Raw genomic sequence first — 18835 nt, forward strand, 5'->3', positions numbered from 1 at the left:
ATCAGCCTGCGGATGCGGCGAAAGAGTAGGCGTCGATCGGGAATCGCCTGCTGCGCCACGCGGCTTCGACGGTCGTCGACGGGCGGAGCGGAACGTCGCCCTGCTTGGTGAAGTAGTAGCTGTTCGCCGAACGACAGCTGGGATCCCAGAAGATCTGGTGGCGTTTCCGCCGCTCGAGCCCTGCCATGTACTCGGCCTCGGCCTCCGTAGTGACCTCCACGACCGCCGAGCCGCGTCGCCGCGCCTCGCGCAGGACCCGCACTATGTGCGCCATGCTGTTCTCCACCAGCGCGAAATACGACGAGCCGTTGTAACCATACGGACCGAACACGGTGAAGAAGTTGGGATATCCGGGCACGGAGACGCCCTGGTACGAGTGCAGCCGGTCGGCGTCCCAAGCCTCGGCGAGATCGATGCCGCCCCGGCCGGCAAGCGCGTAGGTCGGCAGCGCGTCCTTGTCGGTGACCTTGAAACCGGTTGCGAGAACGAGGACGTCCAGGCTGTGTTCGGTGCCGTCGACGGTGCGCACGCCGTCAGGAGTGATCGCGTCGATCGTCGTGGTCTCGAGCGTTACATCGGTCCTGTTGAAGGTGCGAAGGTACCAGTTGTGGAAGCTGGGCCGTTTGCACCCGAGCGCGTAGCGAGGCGTGAGCTTCTCGCGAATCGCAGGATCGTCGACCTGCTGTGCGAGGTAGGCGAGCGCGGCCCTCTCGAACAGGGTGCGCCCCGGTACCGAGGCCCCGTAGTGGGCGATGACGGGGAACGTGTACTCGACGTAGGCCTGGGTGACCAGCCGGGACAGCGCCTTCGCCCCCGGGATGGCGGCAAGGCCCGCCTGTACGGGCCGGGGAATGGCGAAGTCGACCTTCGGCAGGCACCAGATCGGGGTGCGTTGGAAGACGGTCAGGTGCTCGACCCGCTCGGCGATCTCAGGGATGACCTGCACCGCGGATGCGCCGGTGCCGATGATCCCGACGCGTTTCCCGGTGAGCTCGACCGAGTGGTCCCACCGTGACGTGTGCATCGTGTCGCCCGCGAAGGCCCCGACGCCGTCGATGTCCGGGAGCTTGGGTTGACTGAGGGGGCCGCCCGCATGGACGAGCCACTTCGCGGAGAGCGCCCCGCCGGACGTTGTGATCCGCCAGACGTCCGAGCCCTCGTCGTATGTCGCAGCAGTGACGCGCGTGTCGAACCGCATGTGGGGCGCGAGATGGTACTCGTCGACGCACCACTGCGCGTAGGCCTTCAACTCGGCGCCTGGAGCGTAGCTGCGGCTCCAGTCGGGGCGCTGCGCGAATGAGAACTGATAGCTGTACGACGGGATATCCACAGCCACACCGGGATAGGTGTTCCAGTGCCAGACACCCCCGGGGCCGGATGCGTCGTCGACGGCGAGGACGTCATCGAAGCCGGCCTCGCGCAACGAGATCATCGCACCGATGCCGGCGAATCCCGCGCCTACGACGATGATCTCGTGATGCTCCGTCGTCATTCTGATTCCTTCTCTGCCCGTGGTCGTTCGGCTGAGGTATTCGCCGCGCGGACGACGGCGATCGAATCGGTCTACGCCTCCTGGGCGCTGCCGTCCGCTACGCGACGTTGCGCGGCGAACTCCGCGACCCTGCGGTTCATCGCCCGGCGCAGAACAGTCGACGCGAGTACGGCGAACACCAGGGCGATTCCCAGTCCCACGTAGCTGAAGTTCTTGAGCCACTTCTCGGCGACGACGCCCAGGTAGTAGACCAGGTACACGGTTCCCGCGGCCCAGCAGATGCCGCCCAGTACGTTCGCGGAGAAGAACCGCGCCGGCGGCATCTTCAGCGAGCCGGCGAGCGGACCCGCGAAGATCCGTAGCAGCGCCACGAACCGGCCGAAGAACACCGCGAACACGCCGTATCTGGCGAACACGTGCTCGGCGTAGGCGATGAGGTCGTCGTTCACGTGATGCGGGAACCAGTGCTGGAGCTTGGTGAACAGCTTGGTCCCCCAGCGCCTGCCCACGAGATAGCCGATCCCGTCGCCGATGCACGCGCCCACCACCGCGCAGGCGGCGACGCCGTGCGGGCTCACGGCGAGCTCATGGTGCGAGGACAGCAGGGCCGCGGTCACCAGGATCACCTCACCGGGCAGGGGGACACCCAGGCTCTCGATGCCGACGGCGAACCCGGTCAAGGCGTACACGGCCGGGACCGGGATGTGTTGCAGGAGGGAGTCGAGCACGCCACAGGTTACCTTGGAGGAAACCGGAATCGGGCCGAAGCGGCGCCCGCAGCGAGAGGAGTCACGTGGCGAGCGAACTCGGCGACGCCGCCAAGTCGGCCGGAGACCGGATCCGCGGAGTCCGAGACAGGGTCCGTGCGCGACCCGGCGGGACGCGGCTGTGGCGGATCGGCGTGGGTGTGGTCGGCACGGCGGTCCTGGTGGTGGGCATCATCGCGATTCCGTATCCGGGCCCCGGGTGGCTGGTCGTCTTCGCGGGCCTGGGCATCCTCGCCTCCGAATTCGAGTGGGCCAAGCGTGTGCTGCGATTCGCCCATCGCTACTACGACGCCTTCACCGCGTGGCTCGGCCGCCAGAACATCCTGGTCAAGGGCCTCTTCGGGCTGTTCACCTGCGCGATCGTGATCGCCACGCTGTGGGTGCTCGGGGCGATCGGCACGGTGGCGGGCTGGGTCGGGCTCGACCAGCCATGGCTGCAGAGCCCGCTGAAGCAGTGGGCCTAGCCGATCTCAGCGGAGAGGCGCTCGCACGCTCTATCCGGAGCCTGGGCGAACAGGTGGGCGCTCCTGACGGCCTCGTCACCGGGACGCTCTTCTGGTACTCGCTATCGGGTGCGCTCGCCCGCGCGGCTCTGCTGCAGGGCGTCGACCTGGCGGACCCGGGCCTGGAGGTGAGGCCAGGTCCGGGCGGCTGGCCGCAGGCGGTGACGGCGCGCCCGGGTGGCCCGAACCTGTCGTGCCTGCCGGATCCGATCCCGGAGATCGCCGCCGTGTCGGGAGCCCGCGAGCGCGCGCTGTGGGCTCTGGCCACGGATTCCGTCGCCAACGCAGCGCTCGAGGCGGGGCTCGATCCCGCAGCTGTTGTCGCCGCGCTCGGGCCGGGTGCGCCGCCGCCGCGCACCGCCACCGTCGGCGGCAGGCGGGTGATACGGCGTGGTTCGTGCTGCCTGATCTACCTGTGCCCGGGGATGTCGAAGTGCGCCAGCTGCCCACGACAACCGCCCGAAGAGCGCATCGAGCGCATCGCTAGGATCGGGTGACCATAATCCGCGCGCGGCCAGGTATGCCGCCCGCTACAACAAGGAGAGATCCGTGAGCACCACGTTCACCGTCCCCGCCGGCGTCGCCGCCGGGGCGGCCATGCGCGACCTTGAACTGCCCAACAAGGGGCCCGAGGCGATCGTGGTGGTCAAGACGACCGACGGCACGCTCAAGGATCTGAGCTGGGTCCCCGAGGCCGATACCGAGGTCGAGGCGGTTGCGGCGAACACCGAGGACGGGCGCAGCGTCATCCGCCACTCCGCGGCCCACGTACTGGCACAGGCTGTTCAGGACGGCTTTCCGGGCACCAAGCTGGGCATCGGGCCGCCGATCAGGGACGGCTTCTACTACGACTTCGATGTGGCGGAACCGTTCACGCCCGAGGATCTCAAGGGCCTCGAGAAGCGGATGAAGCAGATCATCAAGTCGGGGCAGCGGTTTCACCGCCGCGTGTACGCGTCGAAGGACGAGGCGCGCGCCGAGCTGGCGAGCGAGCCCTACAAGCTCGAGCTCATCGACGACAAGGGTGCCGCCGCCGACAGCGAGGTCATGGAGGTGGGAGGCGGTGAATTGACCGCATACGACAACCTGAATCCCCGCACAGGCGAACGCATCTGGGGTGACCTGTGCCGCGGGCCGCACGTACCGACCACCAAGTACATCCCGGCCGTGAAGCTGACGCGCAGCTCCGCCGCCTACTGGCGGGGTGATCAGGACAATGCCGACCTGCAGCGCGTGTACGGCACCGCGTGGGAGTCGCAGGAGGCGCAGGACGAGTACCTCGAGCTGCTCGCCGAAGCGGAGAAGCGCGACCACCGCCGGCTCGGCGCCGAGCTCGATCTGTTCAGTTTCCCAGAGGAGATCGGCTCGGGGCTGCCCGTGTTCCATCCGAACGGGGGCATCATCCGCAAGGAATTGGAGGACTACTCGCGGCTGCGCCACGCAGAGGCGGGTTATGAGTTCGTGTACACGCCGCACGCCACGAAGGGCGCGCTGTTCGAGAAGTCCGGCCACCTCGACTGGTACTCGGACGGCATGTACCCCCCGATGCAGCTCGATGAGGAACGGAACGCCGAGGGTGAGGTCACGCGCGAGGCCGTGGACTACTACCTCAAGCCGATGAACTGCCCGATGCACAACCTGATCTTCGACTCGCGCGGGAGGTCCTACCGTGAGCTTCCGCTGCGGCTGTTCGAGTTCGGGACCGTCTACCGATACGAGAAGTCCGGCGTGGTGCACGGCCTGACCCGCGCACGCGGGTTCACGCAGGACGACGCGCACATCTACTGCACCCGCGAGCAGATGGCGGGTGAGATCAGGAACCTGCTGCAGTTCGTCGTCGACCTGCTGCGCGACTACGGTCTCGACGACTTCTATCTCGAGCTGTCCACCCGGAACCCGGAGAAGTCGATCGGCTCCGACCAGGCGTGGGGGGAAGCGACCGATGCGCTCCGTCAAGCCGCGAGCAGTTTCGGGGTGGAGACCGTCGACGACCCGGGCGGGGCGGCCTTCTACGCCCCCAAGATCTCGGTGCAGGTCAAGGACGCACTGGGGCGCAGCTGGCAGATGTCGACGATCCAGGTCGACCTGATGCTCCCGGACCGGTTCGGTCTCGAGTACACCGGCAGCGACGGTCAGAAGCACCGGCCGGTCATGCTGCACCGCGCACTGTTCGGTTCGATGGAGCGGTTCTTCGGGGTGCTCACCGAACACTACGGCGGTGCGTTCCCCGCCTGGCTGTCGCCGGTCCAGGTCGTGGGTATCCCCGTCGCGGAGCAGTTCGGCGACCACCTCGAGACGGTGATCCGGGAACTGCGCAAGCGGGGCTACCGCGCGCAGGTGGATCACAGCGACGACCGGATGCAGAAGAAGATCCGCAATCACACGACCCAGAAGGTCCCGTTCATGCTGCTGGCCGGCGAGCGAGACCAGGCCGCGGGCGCGGTGAGTTTCCGTTTCCGAGACGGTTCACAGGTCAACGAGGTGCCCGTGTCGGAGGCCACCGACCGCATCGCCGCCTGGATAGACTCGCGCCGTAACGAGTCGCCTACCGCCGAACTGTTCGGCTGACCGCAGCCGAACCGCACAGCCGAACCGCAGATCCGAGACCGCAGAGCCGATCGCAGCAAGAGGGGCAGAGGGAGCATCGATGGCCGAAGAGGACGGTCGGTACCGGGATTTCGGCGTCGGTGCCGAGGACACGATCGAGCGGCTCTGGGCGCCGTACCGGATGGCGTATATCGCCGAGGCCCCGGCGGTGCCCAAGGGCAGCACGGCGTTTCTCGAGATCCCGAAGCTCTCCGATGAGGAGGGGCTCATCGTCGCGCGCGGTGAGACCGCCTACGTCGTACTCAACCTGTTCCCCTACAACCCGGGCCACGCGATGGTCGTGCCGTACCGGAAGGTCGCGAATCTCGAGGACCTTACCGACGACGAGTCGGTGGAACTGATGCGGTTGACGCAGAAGACGATCCGCGTGATCAAGTCGATCTCGCAGCCCGACGCGTTCAATGTGGGCTTGAACCTCGGTCGCGCGGGCGGCGGTTCGATCGCCGAGCACCTGCACCAGCACATCGTGCCGCGGTGGGCCGGGGACGCCAACTACATCACGGTGCTCAGCGGGACCAAGGTCCTGCCCCAGGTTCTGGGACGTACCCGGGACCTGATGGCGCAGGCATGGAAGGACCTCGAACGATGCTGAGCATCCGGGGCCGCGCGTCGGTCTCCAAGGTGACGCTGCCGATGGGTCGCGCGCTCATCAAGACCGGTCTGACGCCGGACGCGGTGACGGTGTTCGGGACCGTGTGTTCCGTGGCCGCAGCGGTGCTGCTGTTCCCCAGCGGTCACCTGTTCTGGGGCACGATGGTCATCTGGTTCTTCGTCATGTTCGACATGCTCGACGGCGCGATGGCGCGGGCCCGGGGCGGCGGGACGCGCTTCGGCGCCTGGCTCGACGCGACGTGCGATCGCATCGCCGACGGCGCGATCTTCGCGGGCCTCGCCTGGTGGTCGGTCTTCCACGACGGCAACCGCTGGAACCTGCTGATCGCGACCCTGATCTGCCTCGTCACATCGCAGGTCATCTCGTATGCCAAGGCGCGCGCGGAGGCGTCCGGTCTCAACGGCGACGGCGGCTGGATCGAGCGTCCGGACCGGCTCATCATCGTGCTGGTCGGCGCCGGATTCACCGGTCTCGGCGTGTGGTGGGCCGTCCTGATCGCCATGTGGGTGCTCGCGATATTGAGTGTCGTCACCGTCGTCCAGCGGGCGGTCAGCGTCCTGCGGTCGCCGGGCGCGACGGAGCTCCTACCCCTCGGCAGGCCTGCGGACGGAGACGACGAGTGATCTCCGAACTTCGTTCGCGCGCAGCCGATCTCGGCTACGGGGCGGGATGGGCGGTCACGCGGCGCATCCCGGACCGCATCGCGCAGTGGGGGGTCGACGGCGTCGGGGCGCTGGTCGGGCGCCGCGACGGCGGCCCGGAACAGTTGCGACGCAACCTGGCCCGCGTGATCGGTGTAGACCCGGCCGACGTCCCGGAGGCCCTGATGGTCGACGCAGTCCGGTCGTACGCGCGGTACTGGAAGGAAGCGTTCCGGCTACCGTCCATGGATCTGGGCGAGGTCGGGCGCAGCATCGACCGCTTCGTCGACGCAGAGCCGCTGCACGAGGCCATGGCCGCGGGCCGCGGCGCGGTGCTGGCCCTGCCGCACAGCGGCAACTGGGACATGGCGGGCGTGTGGCTCGTCCACCGCTACGGGAAGTTCGCCACCGTCGCCGAGCGGCTCGAGCCCGAGTCCCTGTTCCGTCGCTTCGTCGACTATCGAGAGACCCTCGGCTTCGAGGTCTTCCCGCTATCCGGTGGTGAGCAGCCCCCGTTCCCGCAGCTTGCGGACCGGCTGCGGGCGGGCGGCGTGGTGTGTCTTCTCGGCGAGCGCGACCTCGCGCGGCATGGCGTACCCGTGACCTTCTTCGGCGAGCCGACGCGCATGCCCGCGGGCCCGGCGAAGCTCGCGATCGACACGGGCGCCCCGCTGCTGCCCGTGCACTGCTGGTTCACCGACGGTGGCTGGGGCTTCAAGGCGGAGGACGAGATCGACGTGTCCAGGGGAGTCGCCTACGCGACGCAGAAGCTCGCGGAGGCGTTCGAGCGCAATATCGCCGCGCACCCTGCGGACTGGCACATGCTGCAGCCGCTCTGGGAGGCGGACTGGTCACAGGCGCGGCGCGAGCGGATCCTGGGCGCCGACCGCGCGCCCGAGGCGTGAGAGGAGGAGCGGCGTGCGGATCGGCATGATCTGCCCGTACTCGTTCGACGTTGCCGGCGGAGTCCAGGCACACGTCGCCGACCTGGCGCGAGTACTAATCGGCATGGGGCACGAGGTGTCCGTGCTGACACCGTCCTCGAAGGACACCCCGCTGCCGGACTTCGTGGTGTCGTCGGGCAAAGCCGTCGCCATCCCGTATAACGGGTCGGTGTCGCGGCTGAGCTTCGGTCCCGTCGCGTTCTCGCGGTTGCGGAAGTGGCTGAAGGACGGACACTTCGACGTGTTGCACGTGCACGAGCCGAATGCCCCGAGCCTCGGGATGTTGTCGCTGGCGATCGCGGAGGGGCCCATCGTCGCGACGTTCCACACCTCGACCACGCGCTCTCTCGTGCTGAGCGTGTTCCAGGGTGTGCTGCGGCCTTCGCACGAGAAGATCCGCGGCAAGATCGCGGTATCGGAGCTCGCCCGGCGCTGGCAGATGGAATCCCTCGGATCGGACGCCATCGAGATCCCGAACGGCGTGGACGTCGACGCGTTCGCGCGGTCCGAGCCGCTTCCGGGGTACCCCCGCCCCGGTAAGACGGTGCTCTTTCTTGGGCGCTACGACGAGCCGCGCAAGGGCATGCACGTGTTCCTCGAGGCGCTTCCCGCCATAGTCGACGCACACCCGGACGTCGAGGTCTTGGTTATCGGCAGGGGCGATGAGCAGCGTCTGCGGCGCGAGGCCGGTCCTCTCGCCGGCCACCTGAAGCTGCTCGGCGCGGTCACGGATGAAGAGAAGAAGCGGGCCTTACGCTCGGCCGACGTGTACGTCGCGCCCAACACCGGCGGCGAGAGCTTCGGCATCGTGCTGGTGGAGGCCATGGCCGCCCGTGCGGCAGTCGTCGCGAGCGACCTCAACGCGTTCGAGCGGGTTCTCGACGGCGGGGTGGTCCCGCGATCCGAGGATCCCGTCGGAGTCCTCGTCCCCGTCGGCGACGGCATCGCGCTCGGCGAGGCGGTGTCGGGGCTGCTCTCCGACGACGCGCGCCGTGAGGCGCTCGTCCAGCGGGCGTCGGCGGCGGTCCGGAGGTTCGACTGGTCTGTAGTAGCGCTCCAGGTGCTGCGTGTTTACGAGACGGTCGCGGTCCCGGGCGTGGTGGTGAGTGTCGATGATTAGCCTCACCGCTACCACGGTCATCGTTGCGGGCCTGATCCTGTTGATCCTGGTCGCCGTGGCGGTGACCGCGTACCAGACCGCGCACCGTCTGGACCGGTTGCACGTCCGGACGGACCTGTCGTGGCAGGCACTCGAGTCGGCGCTGGCTCGGCGAGCGGCGGTGGCGCGCACGGTCGCCGTGTCCCTGCCCGCCGACAAGGCAGAGCGATTGCGTGGGTTCGCCGATCGCGCAGAGGCGGCGGAGCGGCCCCAGCGTGAGGTGCGCGAGAACCGTCTGTCCGCGGCCCTATCGACCCTGGAGGCGGAGTCGCTCCCGTCGGCCCTGGTCGCCGAACTCGCCGACGCGGACGCCCGCGTGATGATCGCCCGCCGCTTCCATAACGACGCAGTGCGCGACACCCGCGCGCTGCGAGGGCGCCGGTTCGTGCGGTGGTTCCACCTTGGCGGCACCGCTCCGATGCCGGCATACTTCGAGATCGTCGACCGCGGTGGTGCGGTGGAGACGCCCGTCATCGAGGGGCGCCCGCGCGTCTCGGCGCGCGTGCTGTTGTTCGACCCGGAGGGCGCCGTGCTCCTGATCCGAGGACACGACCCACAGGTTCCGGGCTCGCCCGGGTTCTGGTTCAGCGTAGGCGGGGGCGTCGACGAGGGCGAGGAACTCGTGGATGCCGCCGTGCGTGAGGTCTACGAGGAGACGGGGCTGCGTCTCGACCGTGCCTTGCTGCGCGGGCCGGTGTTCCGTCGACAGGCGGTGTTCACGTTCGCGGGGCAGCGGTTCGACTCGGTCGAGTTCTTCTTCGTATGCCAGGTCGCGCGGTTCACACCCGCGCCCGTGCGACTCGGGGAGATGGAGGCGCAGGTGGTCGACGAACTGCGTTGGTGTACGGGCGCAGAGCTCAATGCGCTAGCTGCCGAACGGCCCGTGTTCCCCGTCGAGCTGTCGGCGCGGCTCGCGCAGGCTCACGCCGCCGTGCACTCGGTCGGCCCACTGGTCGCCGTCGACATCCAGTAGCCGCCGCGCCCGATCAGAAGTACCGCTCCCTAGTAGAAGTATCCGTCCCACCCGGTTTAACAGGCGGGACGGATACTTCTACTAGGGAGCGGCGAGGTCACCCGGCCGTCCCGGACCGGGCACGCGGCGCACCCGAGCCCACGGAGATGTGCTCCATCGGGTTGAATGGAGGGCCGATGCGCCGCCCGTCCGGGCGGTGGCCGAGCACAGCCAGCAGGAGTAATCGACGTGACCACCGAGTCCCAGACCACCGATACGGCCGCCCCCGTCACCGGCACCGCGCGCGTGAAGCGGGGCATGGCCGAGATGCTCAAGGGTGGGGTGATCATGGACGTGGTCACGCCGGAGCAGGCCAAGATCGCCGAGGACGCCGGCGCTGTGGCGGTGATGGCGCTCGAGCGGGTGCCCGCAGACATCCGCGCCCAGGGCGGCGTCTCGCGGATGAGCGACCCGGACATGATCGACGGCATCATCTCGGCCGTCTCGATCCCGGTGATGGCGAAGGCCCGTATCGGCCACTTCGTCGAGGCCCAGATCCTCCAGGCGCTCGGCGTGGACTACATCGACGAGTCCGAGGTGCTGACACCGGCGGACTACAGCAACCACATCGACAAGTTCGCCTTCACAGTGCCGTTCGTCTGTGGCGCCACCAACCTGGGCGAGGCGCTGCGTCGAATCACGGAGGGCGCGGCCATGATCCGCTCCAAGGGTGAAGCCGGCACGGGCGACGTCTCGAACGCGACCACGCACATGCGGAAGATCCGCGACGAGATCCGTCGGCTGACGTCGCTGCCCGAGGACGAGCTGTACGTAGCGGCCAAGGAACTGCAGGCGCCGTACGATCTGGTCGTCGAGGTCGCCAAGGCCGGCAAGCTGCCCGTCACCCTCTTCACCGCCGGCGGCATCGCGACCCCGGCGGATGCCGCGATGATGATGCAGCTCGGTGCCGAGGGCGTGTTCGTGGGCTCGGGCATCTTCAAGTCCGGCAACCCCGAGCACCGTGCCAAGGCGATCGTCGCCGCCACGACGTTCTACGACGACCCGGCCAAGCTGGCCGAGGTGTCCCGCGGTCTCGGCGAGGCCATGGTGGGCATCAACGTCGACGACATCCCGCAGCCACACCGCCTCGCCGAGCGCGGCTGGTAGGCCGGCGCCGACTGGGGATCCACCGCGGCTTCGCCGGCGCCGGTCTCGCCGTGACGGCCTGATGTGCTCGGTGATCCCGACTCCTGCATCCATCTGTCGGGTGGGTAAGTAGACTCCGTCCGATGACACATTGCCGGATAGCTGGCTGGACGAGATTCGTGCAGAGCAGAACGCGCTCGTGACGAATCGCCGTCGGTGGACGGTGCGCTGCATGACGGCATGTCGCCTGCGGCCGACGGTAGATTCGTTATAGCGTCGTCGATACCGAAATCAGGCGGGCGGATGCCTGCCTGCGAGCAGGGGAGTTAGGCAGAGTCCATGTCCGTTTCAGCTTCGACGCCGTCCGAGACGGAGGAGCCCTACTCCGCGGATCGGCACTCCGACCTCTCGATCGACGGGACGCCCGCACCGATCGTCCTGCGCGTGCTGGCGTACATCGCGGATCTGTGCCTGGTGGGTACGGCCGTCGCCGTGGGCCTGATCATCAACGTTCTCGCCGACCTGCAGATGGGCTGGATCCTCGCCGGAGTCGGCGCCCTGGTGGCGCTCGTCGCCTCGGTCGCCCTACACGGCGCGTTCGGTGCGAGCCCCGGCAAGGCGCTCGCGCAGCTCCGTGTGGTCGATGAGCACACGGCCCGCGTCCCCGGATACCCGATGGCTGCCGCGCGTTCGATCGTGTTCGACATCCTGTCGGTGGTCGTCTACCTCCCGGCCTGGACGGCGCTCGCAGACAAGTCCGGGTTCCACCGCGGCATCCACGAGAAGGTCTCGCGCACCGTCACCGTCGATGCGACCGAGCCCGTGTCCGGAGCTGAGCCCGAGGACGACGCCCGTACCGAATCCCGTCTCGCCGGCTTTGGTGCGCCGGGTGCGACGGCGGTTCTGCCGGAGCCCGGCGAGGAACTCGATGACGAGGGGCGTGCGCGCCTCGCACCGCCGACCCTGTCCGAGGCGACGGGTGCCCCGCGCTTCGGTCCGCCCGCGGGTGGCGACGCCGAGGCGGTGACCGAGGCGACCGAGGTGCGTCCACCCGACCAGCCGACCGTCCGGCAGACGCCTGGCCCGGGCCCGCAGGGCCCTGCACCGTCGGGCCTCGTCGGCCCGGGCGGGCCGGGTGTGCCCCCGGCCGGTCCCCGGCCGACGTTGCCGCAGCAGCCCCCGGGGCCGCGACCTTCGGCGCCGTCGCAGCCGCGGCCCGGCCAGCAGGGTCCCCTGCGGTCCGTGGCACCGCGGCCGCCGCAGCAGGGGCAGCGACCGGCCGGCCCAGCGGTACCGCGTCCATCGGCGCCTGTCACCGGGATGCCCCCGCGCACTGCGCCGGGCGTGCACGCACCGATCCAGCTCCGGTTCGACGACGGACATGCGCTCGACGTCAACGGCGAGGGACTCCTGGGCCGCGAGCCCGTCGTGCCGAACGGTGTCGACGGATCCACCATCAACAGGCATGTGCTGGTCGACGACACCGCATCGGTGTCCAAGACGCATATGCGGTTCGGCCTGACCCGCGGTGAGCTGTGGGTCGAGGATGTGGGCTCCACCAACGGTTCTGCCATCTCCTACCGCGACACCTGGACGGAACTCACCCCGGGCGAGCGTTACGTCGTCGAGAGGGGGAGTGTCGTGCACATCGGCCAGCGGAGTTTCAAGGTGCTCGCCGGATGACGGTCGAGGAGACGGGCGGGGACGGCTCGGCCCGTTCCGGCGTCAGCTACGGCACCGTCGGCGGCGTTTCGATGCGTTGGGTCGCCATCAGCAACCCGGGACGCGTCCGTATGACGAACGAGGACGGTGCGCTCACCGGACCCGGCCTCTTCCTGCTCGCAGACGGCATGGGCGGGCATGATCGGGGGGAGGTCGCCAGCGCCGCGGCCCTCGAGGCGCTCGCCGAGGTGTTCGGGGCCGAGCCGCAGGATGCGCAGGCCGTGATGGAGTCGGTGGTCGACCGCCTGCGCAGCGCGCACGCGACCATCGAGGGTATCGACTCCGATTCCGGCAAGCGTGCGGGCACGACGGTGACCGGCGTCGTCCTGACGACCTACGAGGGCGTGCCGCACTGGCTGGTGGTGAACATCGGCGACTCGCGCACCTACCGGCTGGCCGGCGGCTACTTCGAGCAGTTGACCGTGGATCACTCGCAGGTGCAGGAACTGGTGAACGGTGGGTTCCTGAGCCCGGAGCAGGCTCGCACGGATCCGCGCCGCAACGTCATCACGCGCGCCCTCGGCGCGGGTATGGAGCCGGACGCCGACTTCTGGATCGTTCCCGCGCAGCCGGAGGAGAAGCTGCTGCTCTGCTCGGACGGCCTCAACGGCGAGCTCACCGATGACGAGATCCTGGCGATCCTGGATAGCGATGCGCCGATCGACGAGTGTGCGGAACAGCTGATCTCCGCCGCGCTGAACGCAGGTGGTAGGGACAACGTCACCGTCGTCGTGGTGGACGTCACCACGACGCTCGCCGAGTCCGCGGAGCCGGTGGCGTAGAGGCGGAGCCCGTTCGGCAGGCCGGTAGAGTCACCATGCGTGACGAGCATCCAGGAGCTGCTGAAGCTGGAGCAGATCGACCGGGACATCTTCCGCGGTATCCACGCCGAGTCGATCCTGCCCAAGACCTTCGGCGGGCAGGTGGCGGGCCAGGCGTTGCGCTCGGCGAACGCCACCGTCGACGAGGGTTCGCTCGTGCATTCGCTGCACGGCTATTTCCTGCGTCCCGGAAACACCAAGGCCGACACCGTCTTCCTGGTCGATCGGATTCGTGACGGTCGCTCGTTCACCACACGCCGCGTCACGGGCATGCAGGCTGGTGAGGCGATCTTCACCATGTCGGCTTCCTTCCAGCGGGAGGAAGTGGGCGTCGAGCACTCCGACGAGATGCCGCCGGCGATCCCGCCGGAGGATGTGCCGGACGCTCGTGAGACGGCCGACTCGCGTCCGGTGCTGCGCGAATGGATGGACTTCGACATCCGGATCGTGCCGCAGGAGAAGACCGAGCAGCGGCCCGGACAGGCGGTGCACCAGCAGGTGTGGTTCCGTCACCGCGATCCGCTGCCGCACGAGCACAGCTTCCACGTCGCCGCTCTCGCTTACATGAGTGACATGACACTGCTCATGTCCGCGCGCGTGCCGCACGAGGGGTCCCCCTACCAGGCGGCGTCCCTGGATCACGCGATGTGGTTCCTGCGCCGCTTCCGTGCCGACGAGTGGTTGCTGTACGACCAGCGTTCGCCGTCGGCGGGTGGCGGCAGGGCGCTCACCGCGGGCCGGATCTTCACGCGCGACGGGACCCTGGCCGCCGTGGTGATCCAGGAGGGGCTCCTGCGGTTCCACGTGTGACGCGTCGATAGGCTGCCCGCGTGAGCGTGCGCATCGGGGTGTTGGCGTTGCAGGGCGACGTCCGGGAGCATCGGGCGGCCCTGGCCGCGGTGGGAGCCGATTCGCTGCCAGTGCGGACCCCCTCGGATCTGGCGCGGGTCGATGGGATGGTGATCCCCGGTGGGGAGTCGACCACGATGAGCCGGCTACTGGGCGTGTTCGGGCTCTACGAGCCGTTGAGGGCGGCTCTGGCGGAGGGGCTCCCGGCGTACGGATCGTGTGCGGGCATGATCATGCTGGCGTCGTCTGTGCTCGATACCCGGCCCGATATGCGCAGTCTCGGGGCGATCGATATGACGGTGCGGCGCAATGCTTTCGGTCGTCAAGTCGATTCGTTCGAGACGGACTTGGACGTCACGGGCGTCGACGGCGGTCCGATGCGCGCGGTGTTCATCCGCGCCCCGTGGGTGGAGTCCGTCGGCGCCGGTGTGCAGGTGCTCGCCGGCGTCGACGTAGCTCCGCACGGCGCAGAATCGCGCACGCACGCCGTCGCGGTGCGGCAGGGCGATGCGGTGGCCACGTCGTTCCACCCCGAGGTGACTGGCGATCTGCGGATGCACGAGTACTTCGTGCGACTGGCGGAACGAGCGTGACCACCTGTGCGTAATAGCCAAGCCGACCCGCCACAGCGGGGTGCGGTCCAGACTGGGGGAGTGATTGCTGCCGTGGCGCGAGGAGCGGGTCGATGAGCTATATGCCGGTTACCGATTCGATGTTCCTGATCGCCGAGTCCCGTGAGCACCCGATGCACGTGGGTGGGTTACAGCTGTTCCGCCCGCCCGACGGCGCCGGACCGGATTTCGTCCGGGAGATGGTGGAGCGGCTGCGCTCGCAGACCGAGGTCTCGGAGCGCTTCGGCCGCCGTCCCGCCGATCCCGTGGGCATCGTCGGCAACACGTGGTGGAGTCGGGTCGAATCCATCGACACGGAGTACCACGTGCGGCACTCGGCGCTACCACGACCGGGCCGGATCCGCGAGCTCTTCCAGCAGGTCTCGCTATGGCACGAGACCTTGCTCGACCGGCACCGCCCGATGTGGGAGGTGCAGGTCGTCGAGGGGCTCGACGACGGCCGGTTCGCAGTGTTCAGCAAGTGCCACCATTCGTTATGCGATGGTGTCTCGGCCCTGCGCTATATGGGTCTCGCGTTGTCGTCGGACCCGGACGACCGCGAGGGCCGCGCGTACTGGCAGCCGGGCCTGGGGGCGCGACACGGCACGCCGTCCAGACACAAGAGCAGCGGGCTGCTGGCTCCGCTCGACGTCGTTCGGCAGGCGGGAGGCGTCACGGGAGAGGTGCTCGGCATGCTGCCCGCTTCGTTGAAGGTCGTCGGTACCGTGCTGCGCGACCACGATTACACGGCACCCTTCCAAGCCCCCGACACCCTGTTCAACGTGCCGATCGGCGGGGCGCGGCGATTCGTCGCGCAGTCGTACTCGCTCGATCGCATCGACGCGGTCCGCTCCGCGGCGGGCGCGACTGTCAACGACGTGGTCCTCGCGATGTGCGGTGCCGCGCTGCGCGCATATCTACTCGAGTTGGGTGCCCTGCCGGACAGGTCGCTCACCGCCATGGTGCCCGTCTCGCTGCGCAAGGAGAGCGATGTCGAGCAGTCGAACGCGGTTGGCGCGATCATCGCGACGCTCGGCACCGACGTCGTCGACCCGGCCGAGCGACTCACCGCCGTCCACAACTCGGTGCGCGCGGCGCGTCGCGTGATGGGTGAGCTGTCGCCGCTGCAGATCCTGGCGATGAGCGCGGCCAACATCGCCGGCCTGGGCGTCTCGATGAGTGGTGTCCCGAGTCTCGTGCGCCGCGCCAGGCCGCCGTTCAATCTGGTCATCTCCAACGTGCCCGGGCCGAAGCAGCCGATGTACTGGAACGGCGCGCGCCTCGACGGCGTCTATCCCGCGTCGATCGCGTTGGACGGGCAGGCGATGAACATAACGATCTGCACCAACGACCGGAACCTCGAGTTCGGCATCGTCGGGTGCCGCACCGCGGTGCCGCGGCTGCAGCGGCTCATCCACCACCTGGAGGACGCGTTGGCCGACCTGGAGAAGGCCTTCACGTAAACTCACGAGGTTGCAAGTGATGAACGGATCGGAAGGAACCGATGAGCGGCCACTCCAAATGGGCTACCACCAAGCACAAGAAGGCTGCGATCGACGCCAAGCGCGGCAAGCTGTTCGCCAAGCTGATCAAGAACATCGAGGTCGCGGCGCGTACCGGCGGTGGTGACCCCGAGGGCAATCCGACTCTCTACGACGCCATCCAGAAGGCGAAGAAGAACTCGGTTCCCAACGACAACATCGAGCGGGCACGCAAGCGCGGTGGCGGCGAGGAGGCGGGCGGCGCCGACTGGCAGACCATCATGTACGAGGGCTACGGCCCGAACGGTGTCGCAGTGCTCATCGAGTGCCTCACGGACAACCGGAACCGAGCCGCGGGCGAGGTCCGTGTGGCGATGACCCGCAACGGCGGCAATATGGCGGATCCGGGGTCCGTCGCCTACCTCTTCACGCGCAAGGGCATCGTGACACTAGACAAGAACGGGCAGAGTGAGGACGACGTGCTGCTTGCGGTCCTCGACGCGGGTGCGGAGGAGGTCTCCGACCTCGGCGAGCAGTTCGAGATCGTCTCGGAGCCCACCGACCTGGTGGCGGTGCGCAGTGCCCTCCAGGAGGCGGGCATCGACTACGAGTCCGCCGAGTCCGGCTTCCGGGCGTCGGTGGACGTCCCGCTCGACGCCGACGGTGCGCGCAAAGTGTTCCGCCTGATCGATGCGCTGGAGGACAGCGACGACGTGCAGAACGTGTACACCAACCTCGACGTGTCGGACGAGGTCCTCGCGGAACTGGACGAGGACTAGGTCGGGACCGGGTCGAGAGAGCAGGGAGGGCCAGCGTGACGGGTCGTGTGGCGCGCACGCCGATCGTGGTGGCGGCCGTCGCCATGCTGCTCGGCGCGGCGGGAGCCGCCTGGGTCGGTCGCGACGTCACCGTCGCCGGCGCGACCGCCGCAGGAGTGGACATCGGTGGTCTCAGCCGGGCCGAGGCCGAACGTAAGCTGGCCTCCCGCACCACGTTCGGGCAGACGGACAGCGTCACCCTGCGGACCCCCGACGGCTCGGTGGTGCTGCCTCCCGCGGAGCTCGGGCTGGCGGTCGACGTGCCTGCTACCGTCGACCGGGCGATCGAGGCGCGCACCCCCTGGCGCTCACTGACAGGTACTTTCGGCGGGCGCACGACGGTGCCTGCCGCGTCCCGTGTCGATCGGACCACGTTCGACTCCGCGGTAGCGCGGTCGGCGACCCGACTCACCCACGCGATGGTCGATGGAGCCGTCGAGTTCAAGTCGGGTAGGCCTGTGGCCGTGCAGCCGCGTCCTGGTATAGCGATCGATCCCGGCCGGGCGGCCGCCGCGGTCACGGCGGCGTGGCCCGATTCGCACGTGGTGGACGTGCCCACCGATACGGCCCAGCCGACTGTCACGGCGGCCACGGTCGAGGCCACGATGCGCGGGGCGGCTCACGACGTCGTCGCGTCGGACGTGGTGGTGCGCGGCAAGGGCGCGCCGACGGTGCGCGTGACGCCGACGGACATCGGAGGCTTCCTTTCGTACCGCCCCGACGGTAAGGGCGCGCTCGTCGCGCGCACCGACCAGGCGAAGCTCGCAGCGACCGTCCGCAAGCGACTGGCCCCGGTGGCTGTGAAAGCCAAGGACGCCTCGTTCCGTTTCGAGGGCGGCGCACCGGTGCTCGTACCCGGGGCCGTGGGCCGCGACGTGGATTGGACGCGCACGACCGAGGCGGTCTCGAATGCGGTCACCGCGAAGGGGGCCGGGCGCACGGTCGACGCGACCCTCCGGGCCACGCGGCCCAAGGTGACCACCGCGCGTGCAAAGGGCCTGGGCGTGAAGGAGGTCGTCTCCGAGTTCACGACCGGTGGCTTCAAACCCGATTCGGGTCAGAACATCCGGCGGGTGGCCGAGGAGGTCAGCGGCGCGTTGATCCTGCCGGGCGAGACCTTCTCATTGAACGGTTACACCGGGACCCGCGGGGCGGCACAGGGATATGTGGACGCCGGGATCATCAATCATGGGCGGCCCGACCGCGCGGTGGGGGGCGGCATCTCGCAGTTCGCGACCACGCTGTACAACGCCGCGTACTTCGCTGGACTGCAAGACGTCGACCACACAGAACACAGCTACTACATCTCCCGGTATCCACCCGCGCGGGAGGCAACGGTGTACGACGGCGCCATCGACCTGTCGTTCAAGAACGACACGCAGCACGGCGTGGTGATCCAGGCCTTCGCGGACTCGTCTTCGGTCACCGTGCGGATGTGGTCGACGAAGACACGGAAGGTGCAGTCCATCACGGGCTCCCGCAGTGCGGTGACGCAGCCGGGTACCGAGCGGCTGTCGGGAGACGACTGCATCGCAGCGACCGGCCAGCCGGGTTTCACGGTGTCGGACACCCGCGTGGTCACCGACATCCGCACCGGCGCTCAGCTCTCGCGCCACACGAACACCGTCGAATACGATCCCGAACCCAACGTCATCTGTACGAAGTGAGACCCCGCGGCGGCGGGCGCGGGGCGCCCGTGTCGCTGAACG

The 18835-nt window shown here is 68.7% G+C and carries 18 protein-coding genes; 16 read left to right on the plus strand and 2 right to left on the minus strand.

The window, feature by feature from the left end; genetic code table 11:
• Nucleotide 1 precedes the first annotated feature (1 nt).
• Nucleotides 2–1492 carry an NAD(P)/FAD-dependent oxidoreductase gene (locus P0W64_RS00785; RefSeq protein WP_275478138.1) on the minus strand — a complete coding sequence of 497 codons (1491 nt, stop codon included), beginning with the start codon at nucleotides 1490–1492 and terminating at the stop codon, nucleotides 2–4.
• Between the two features lie 71 nt (nucleotides 1493–1563).
• Entirely contained in the window at nucleotides 1564–2220 is a 657-nt protein-coding gene (locus P0W64_RS00790) for a DedA family protein (RefSeq protein WP_275478139.1), read from the minus strand.
• 110 nt (nucleotides 2221–2330) lie between these two features.
• Here P0W64_RS00790 and P0W64_RS00795 point away from each other — a divergent pair, with 110 nt between their 5' ends.
• From P0W64_RS00795 to P0W64_RS00870, 16 genes are all read left to right on the plus strand, one after another.
• Complete coding sequence (locus tag P0W64_RS00795; RefSeq protein WP_275478267.1) at nucleotides 2331–2723, plus strand: TIGR02611 family protein; 393 nt, start codon at nucleotides 2331–2333, stop codon at nucleotides 2721–2723.
• Nucleotides 2690–3259 (plus strand): (2Fe-2S)-binding protein, encoded by a 570-nt coding sequence (locus tag P0W64_RS00800; RefSeq protein WP_275478140.1) that lies wholly within the window; start codon nucleotides 2690–2692, stop codon nucleotides 3257–3259. Before P0W64_RS00795 ends, P0W64_RS00800 begins: the two co-directional genes overlap by 34 nt.
• 100 nt (nucleotides 3260–3359) lie before the next feature.
• Entirely contained in the window at nucleotides 3360–5330 is a 1971-nt protein-coding gene (gene thrS, locus P0W64_RS00805) for a threonine--tRNA ligase (protein WP_275478268.1), read from the plus strand.
• Nucleotides 5331–5409: 79 nt separating this feature from the next.
• Nucleotides 5410–5961 (plus strand): HIT domain-containing protein, encoded by a 552-nt coding sequence (locus tag P0W64_RS00810; RefSeq protein WP_275478141.1) that lies wholly within the window; start codon nucleotides 5410–5412, stop codon nucleotides 5959–5961.
• Complete coding sequence (gene pgsA / locus P0W64_RS00815) at nucleotides 5955–6605, plus strand: phosphatidylinositol phosphate synthase (protein WP_275478142.1); 651 nt, start codon at nucleotides 5955–5957, stop codon at nucleotides 6603–6605. Before P0W64_RS00810 ends, pgsA begins: the two co-directional genes overlap by 7 nt.
• Nucleotides 6605–7528 carry a phosphatidylinositol mannoside acyltransferase gene (locus tag P0W64_RS00820; protein ID WP_275478269.1) on the plus strand — a complete coding sequence of 308 codons (924 nt, stop codon included), beginning with the start codon at nucleotides 6605–6607 and terminating at the stop codon, nucleotides 7526–7528. The genes pgsA and P0W64_RS00820 overlap by 1 nt, the downstream gene beginning before the upstream one ends.
• A gap of 13 nt (nucleotides 7529–7541) precedes the next feature.
• Nucleotides 7542–8687, plus strand: coding sequence for a glycosyltransferase family 4 protein (locus P0W64_RS00825; protein ID WP_275478143.1), 1146 nt, complete (start codon nucleotides 7542–7544; stop codon nucleotides 8685–8687).
• Nucleotides 8680–9699: an NUDIX domain-containing protein gene (locus P0W64_RS00830; protein WP_275478144.1), complete on the plus strand. Its 1020-nt coding sequence runs from the start codon at nucleotides 8680–8682 to the stop codon at nucleotides 9697–9699. Before P0W64_RS00825 ends, P0W64_RS00830 begins: the two co-directional genes overlap by 8 nt.
• Before the next feature lie 228 nt (nucleotides 9700–9927).
• Complete coding sequence (gene pdxS, locus P0W64_RS00835; RefSeq protein ID WP_275478145.1) at nucleotides 9928–10845, plus strand: pyridoxal 5'-phosphate synthase lyase subunit PdxS; 918 nt, start codon at nucleotides 9928–9930, stop codon at nucleotides 10843–10845.
• A gap of 318 nt (nucleotides 10846–11163) precedes the next feature.
• Entirely contained in the window at nucleotides 11164–12507 is a 1344-nt protein-coding gene (locus P0W64_RS00840) for an RDD family protein (protein WP_275478146.1), read from the plus strand.
• On the plus strand, nucleotides 12504–13328 hold the full coding sequence (locus tag P0W64_RS00845) for a protein phosphatase 2C domain-containing protein (protein WP_275478147.1): 825 nt from the start codon (nucleotides 12504–12506) through the stop codon (nucleotides 13326–13328). The genes P0W64_RS00840 and P0W64_RS00845 overlap by 4 nt, the downstream gene beginning before the upstream one ends.
• 39 nt (nucleotides 13329–13367) lie before the next feature.
• Nucleotides 13368–14177, plus strand: a complete 810-nt coding sequence (locus P0W64_RS00850; RefSeq protein ID WP_275478148.1) for an acyl-CoA thioesterase II — start codon at nucleotides 13368–13370, stop codon at nucleotides 14175–14177.
• A 20-nt stretch (nucleotides 14178–14197) separates the two neighbouring features.
• Entirely contained in the window at nucleotides 14198–14809 is a 612-nt protein-coding gene (gene pdxT, locus P0W64_RS00855) for a pyridoxal 5'-phosphate synthase glutaminase subunit PdxT (protein ID WP_275478149.1), read from the plus strand.
• Nucleotides 14810–14901: 92 nt separating this feature from the next.
• Nucleotides 14902–16290 (plus strand): wax ester/triacylglycerol synthase family O-acyltransferase, encoded by a 1389-nt coding sequence (locus tag P0W64_RS00860; RefSeq protein ID WP_275478150.1) that lies wholly within the window; start codon nucleotides 14902–14904, stop codon nucleotides 16288–16290.
• Nucleotides 16291–16331: 41 nt separating this feature from the next.
• On the plus strand, nucleotides 16332–17087 hold the full coding sequence (locus tag P0W64_RS00865; RefSeq protein WP_275478151.1) for a YebC/PmpR family DNA-binding transcriptional regulator: 756 nt from the start codon (nucleotides 16332–16334) through the stop codon (nucleotides 17085–17087).
• A 35-nt stretch (nucleotides 17088–17122) separates the two neighbouring features.
• Nucleotides 17123–18793: a VanW family protein gene (locus P0W64_RS00870; RefSeq protein ID WP_275478152.1), complete on the plus strand. Its 1671-nt coding sequence runs from the start codon at nucleotides 17123–17125 to the stop codon at nucleotides 18791–18793.
• Nucleotides 18794–18835 lie beyond the last annotated feature (42 nt).

This window comes from Tsukamurella sp. 8F, from assembly GCF_029167375.1.
GTDB lineage: Bacteria > Actinomycetota > Actinomycetes > Mycobacteriales > Mycobacteriaceae > Tsukamurella.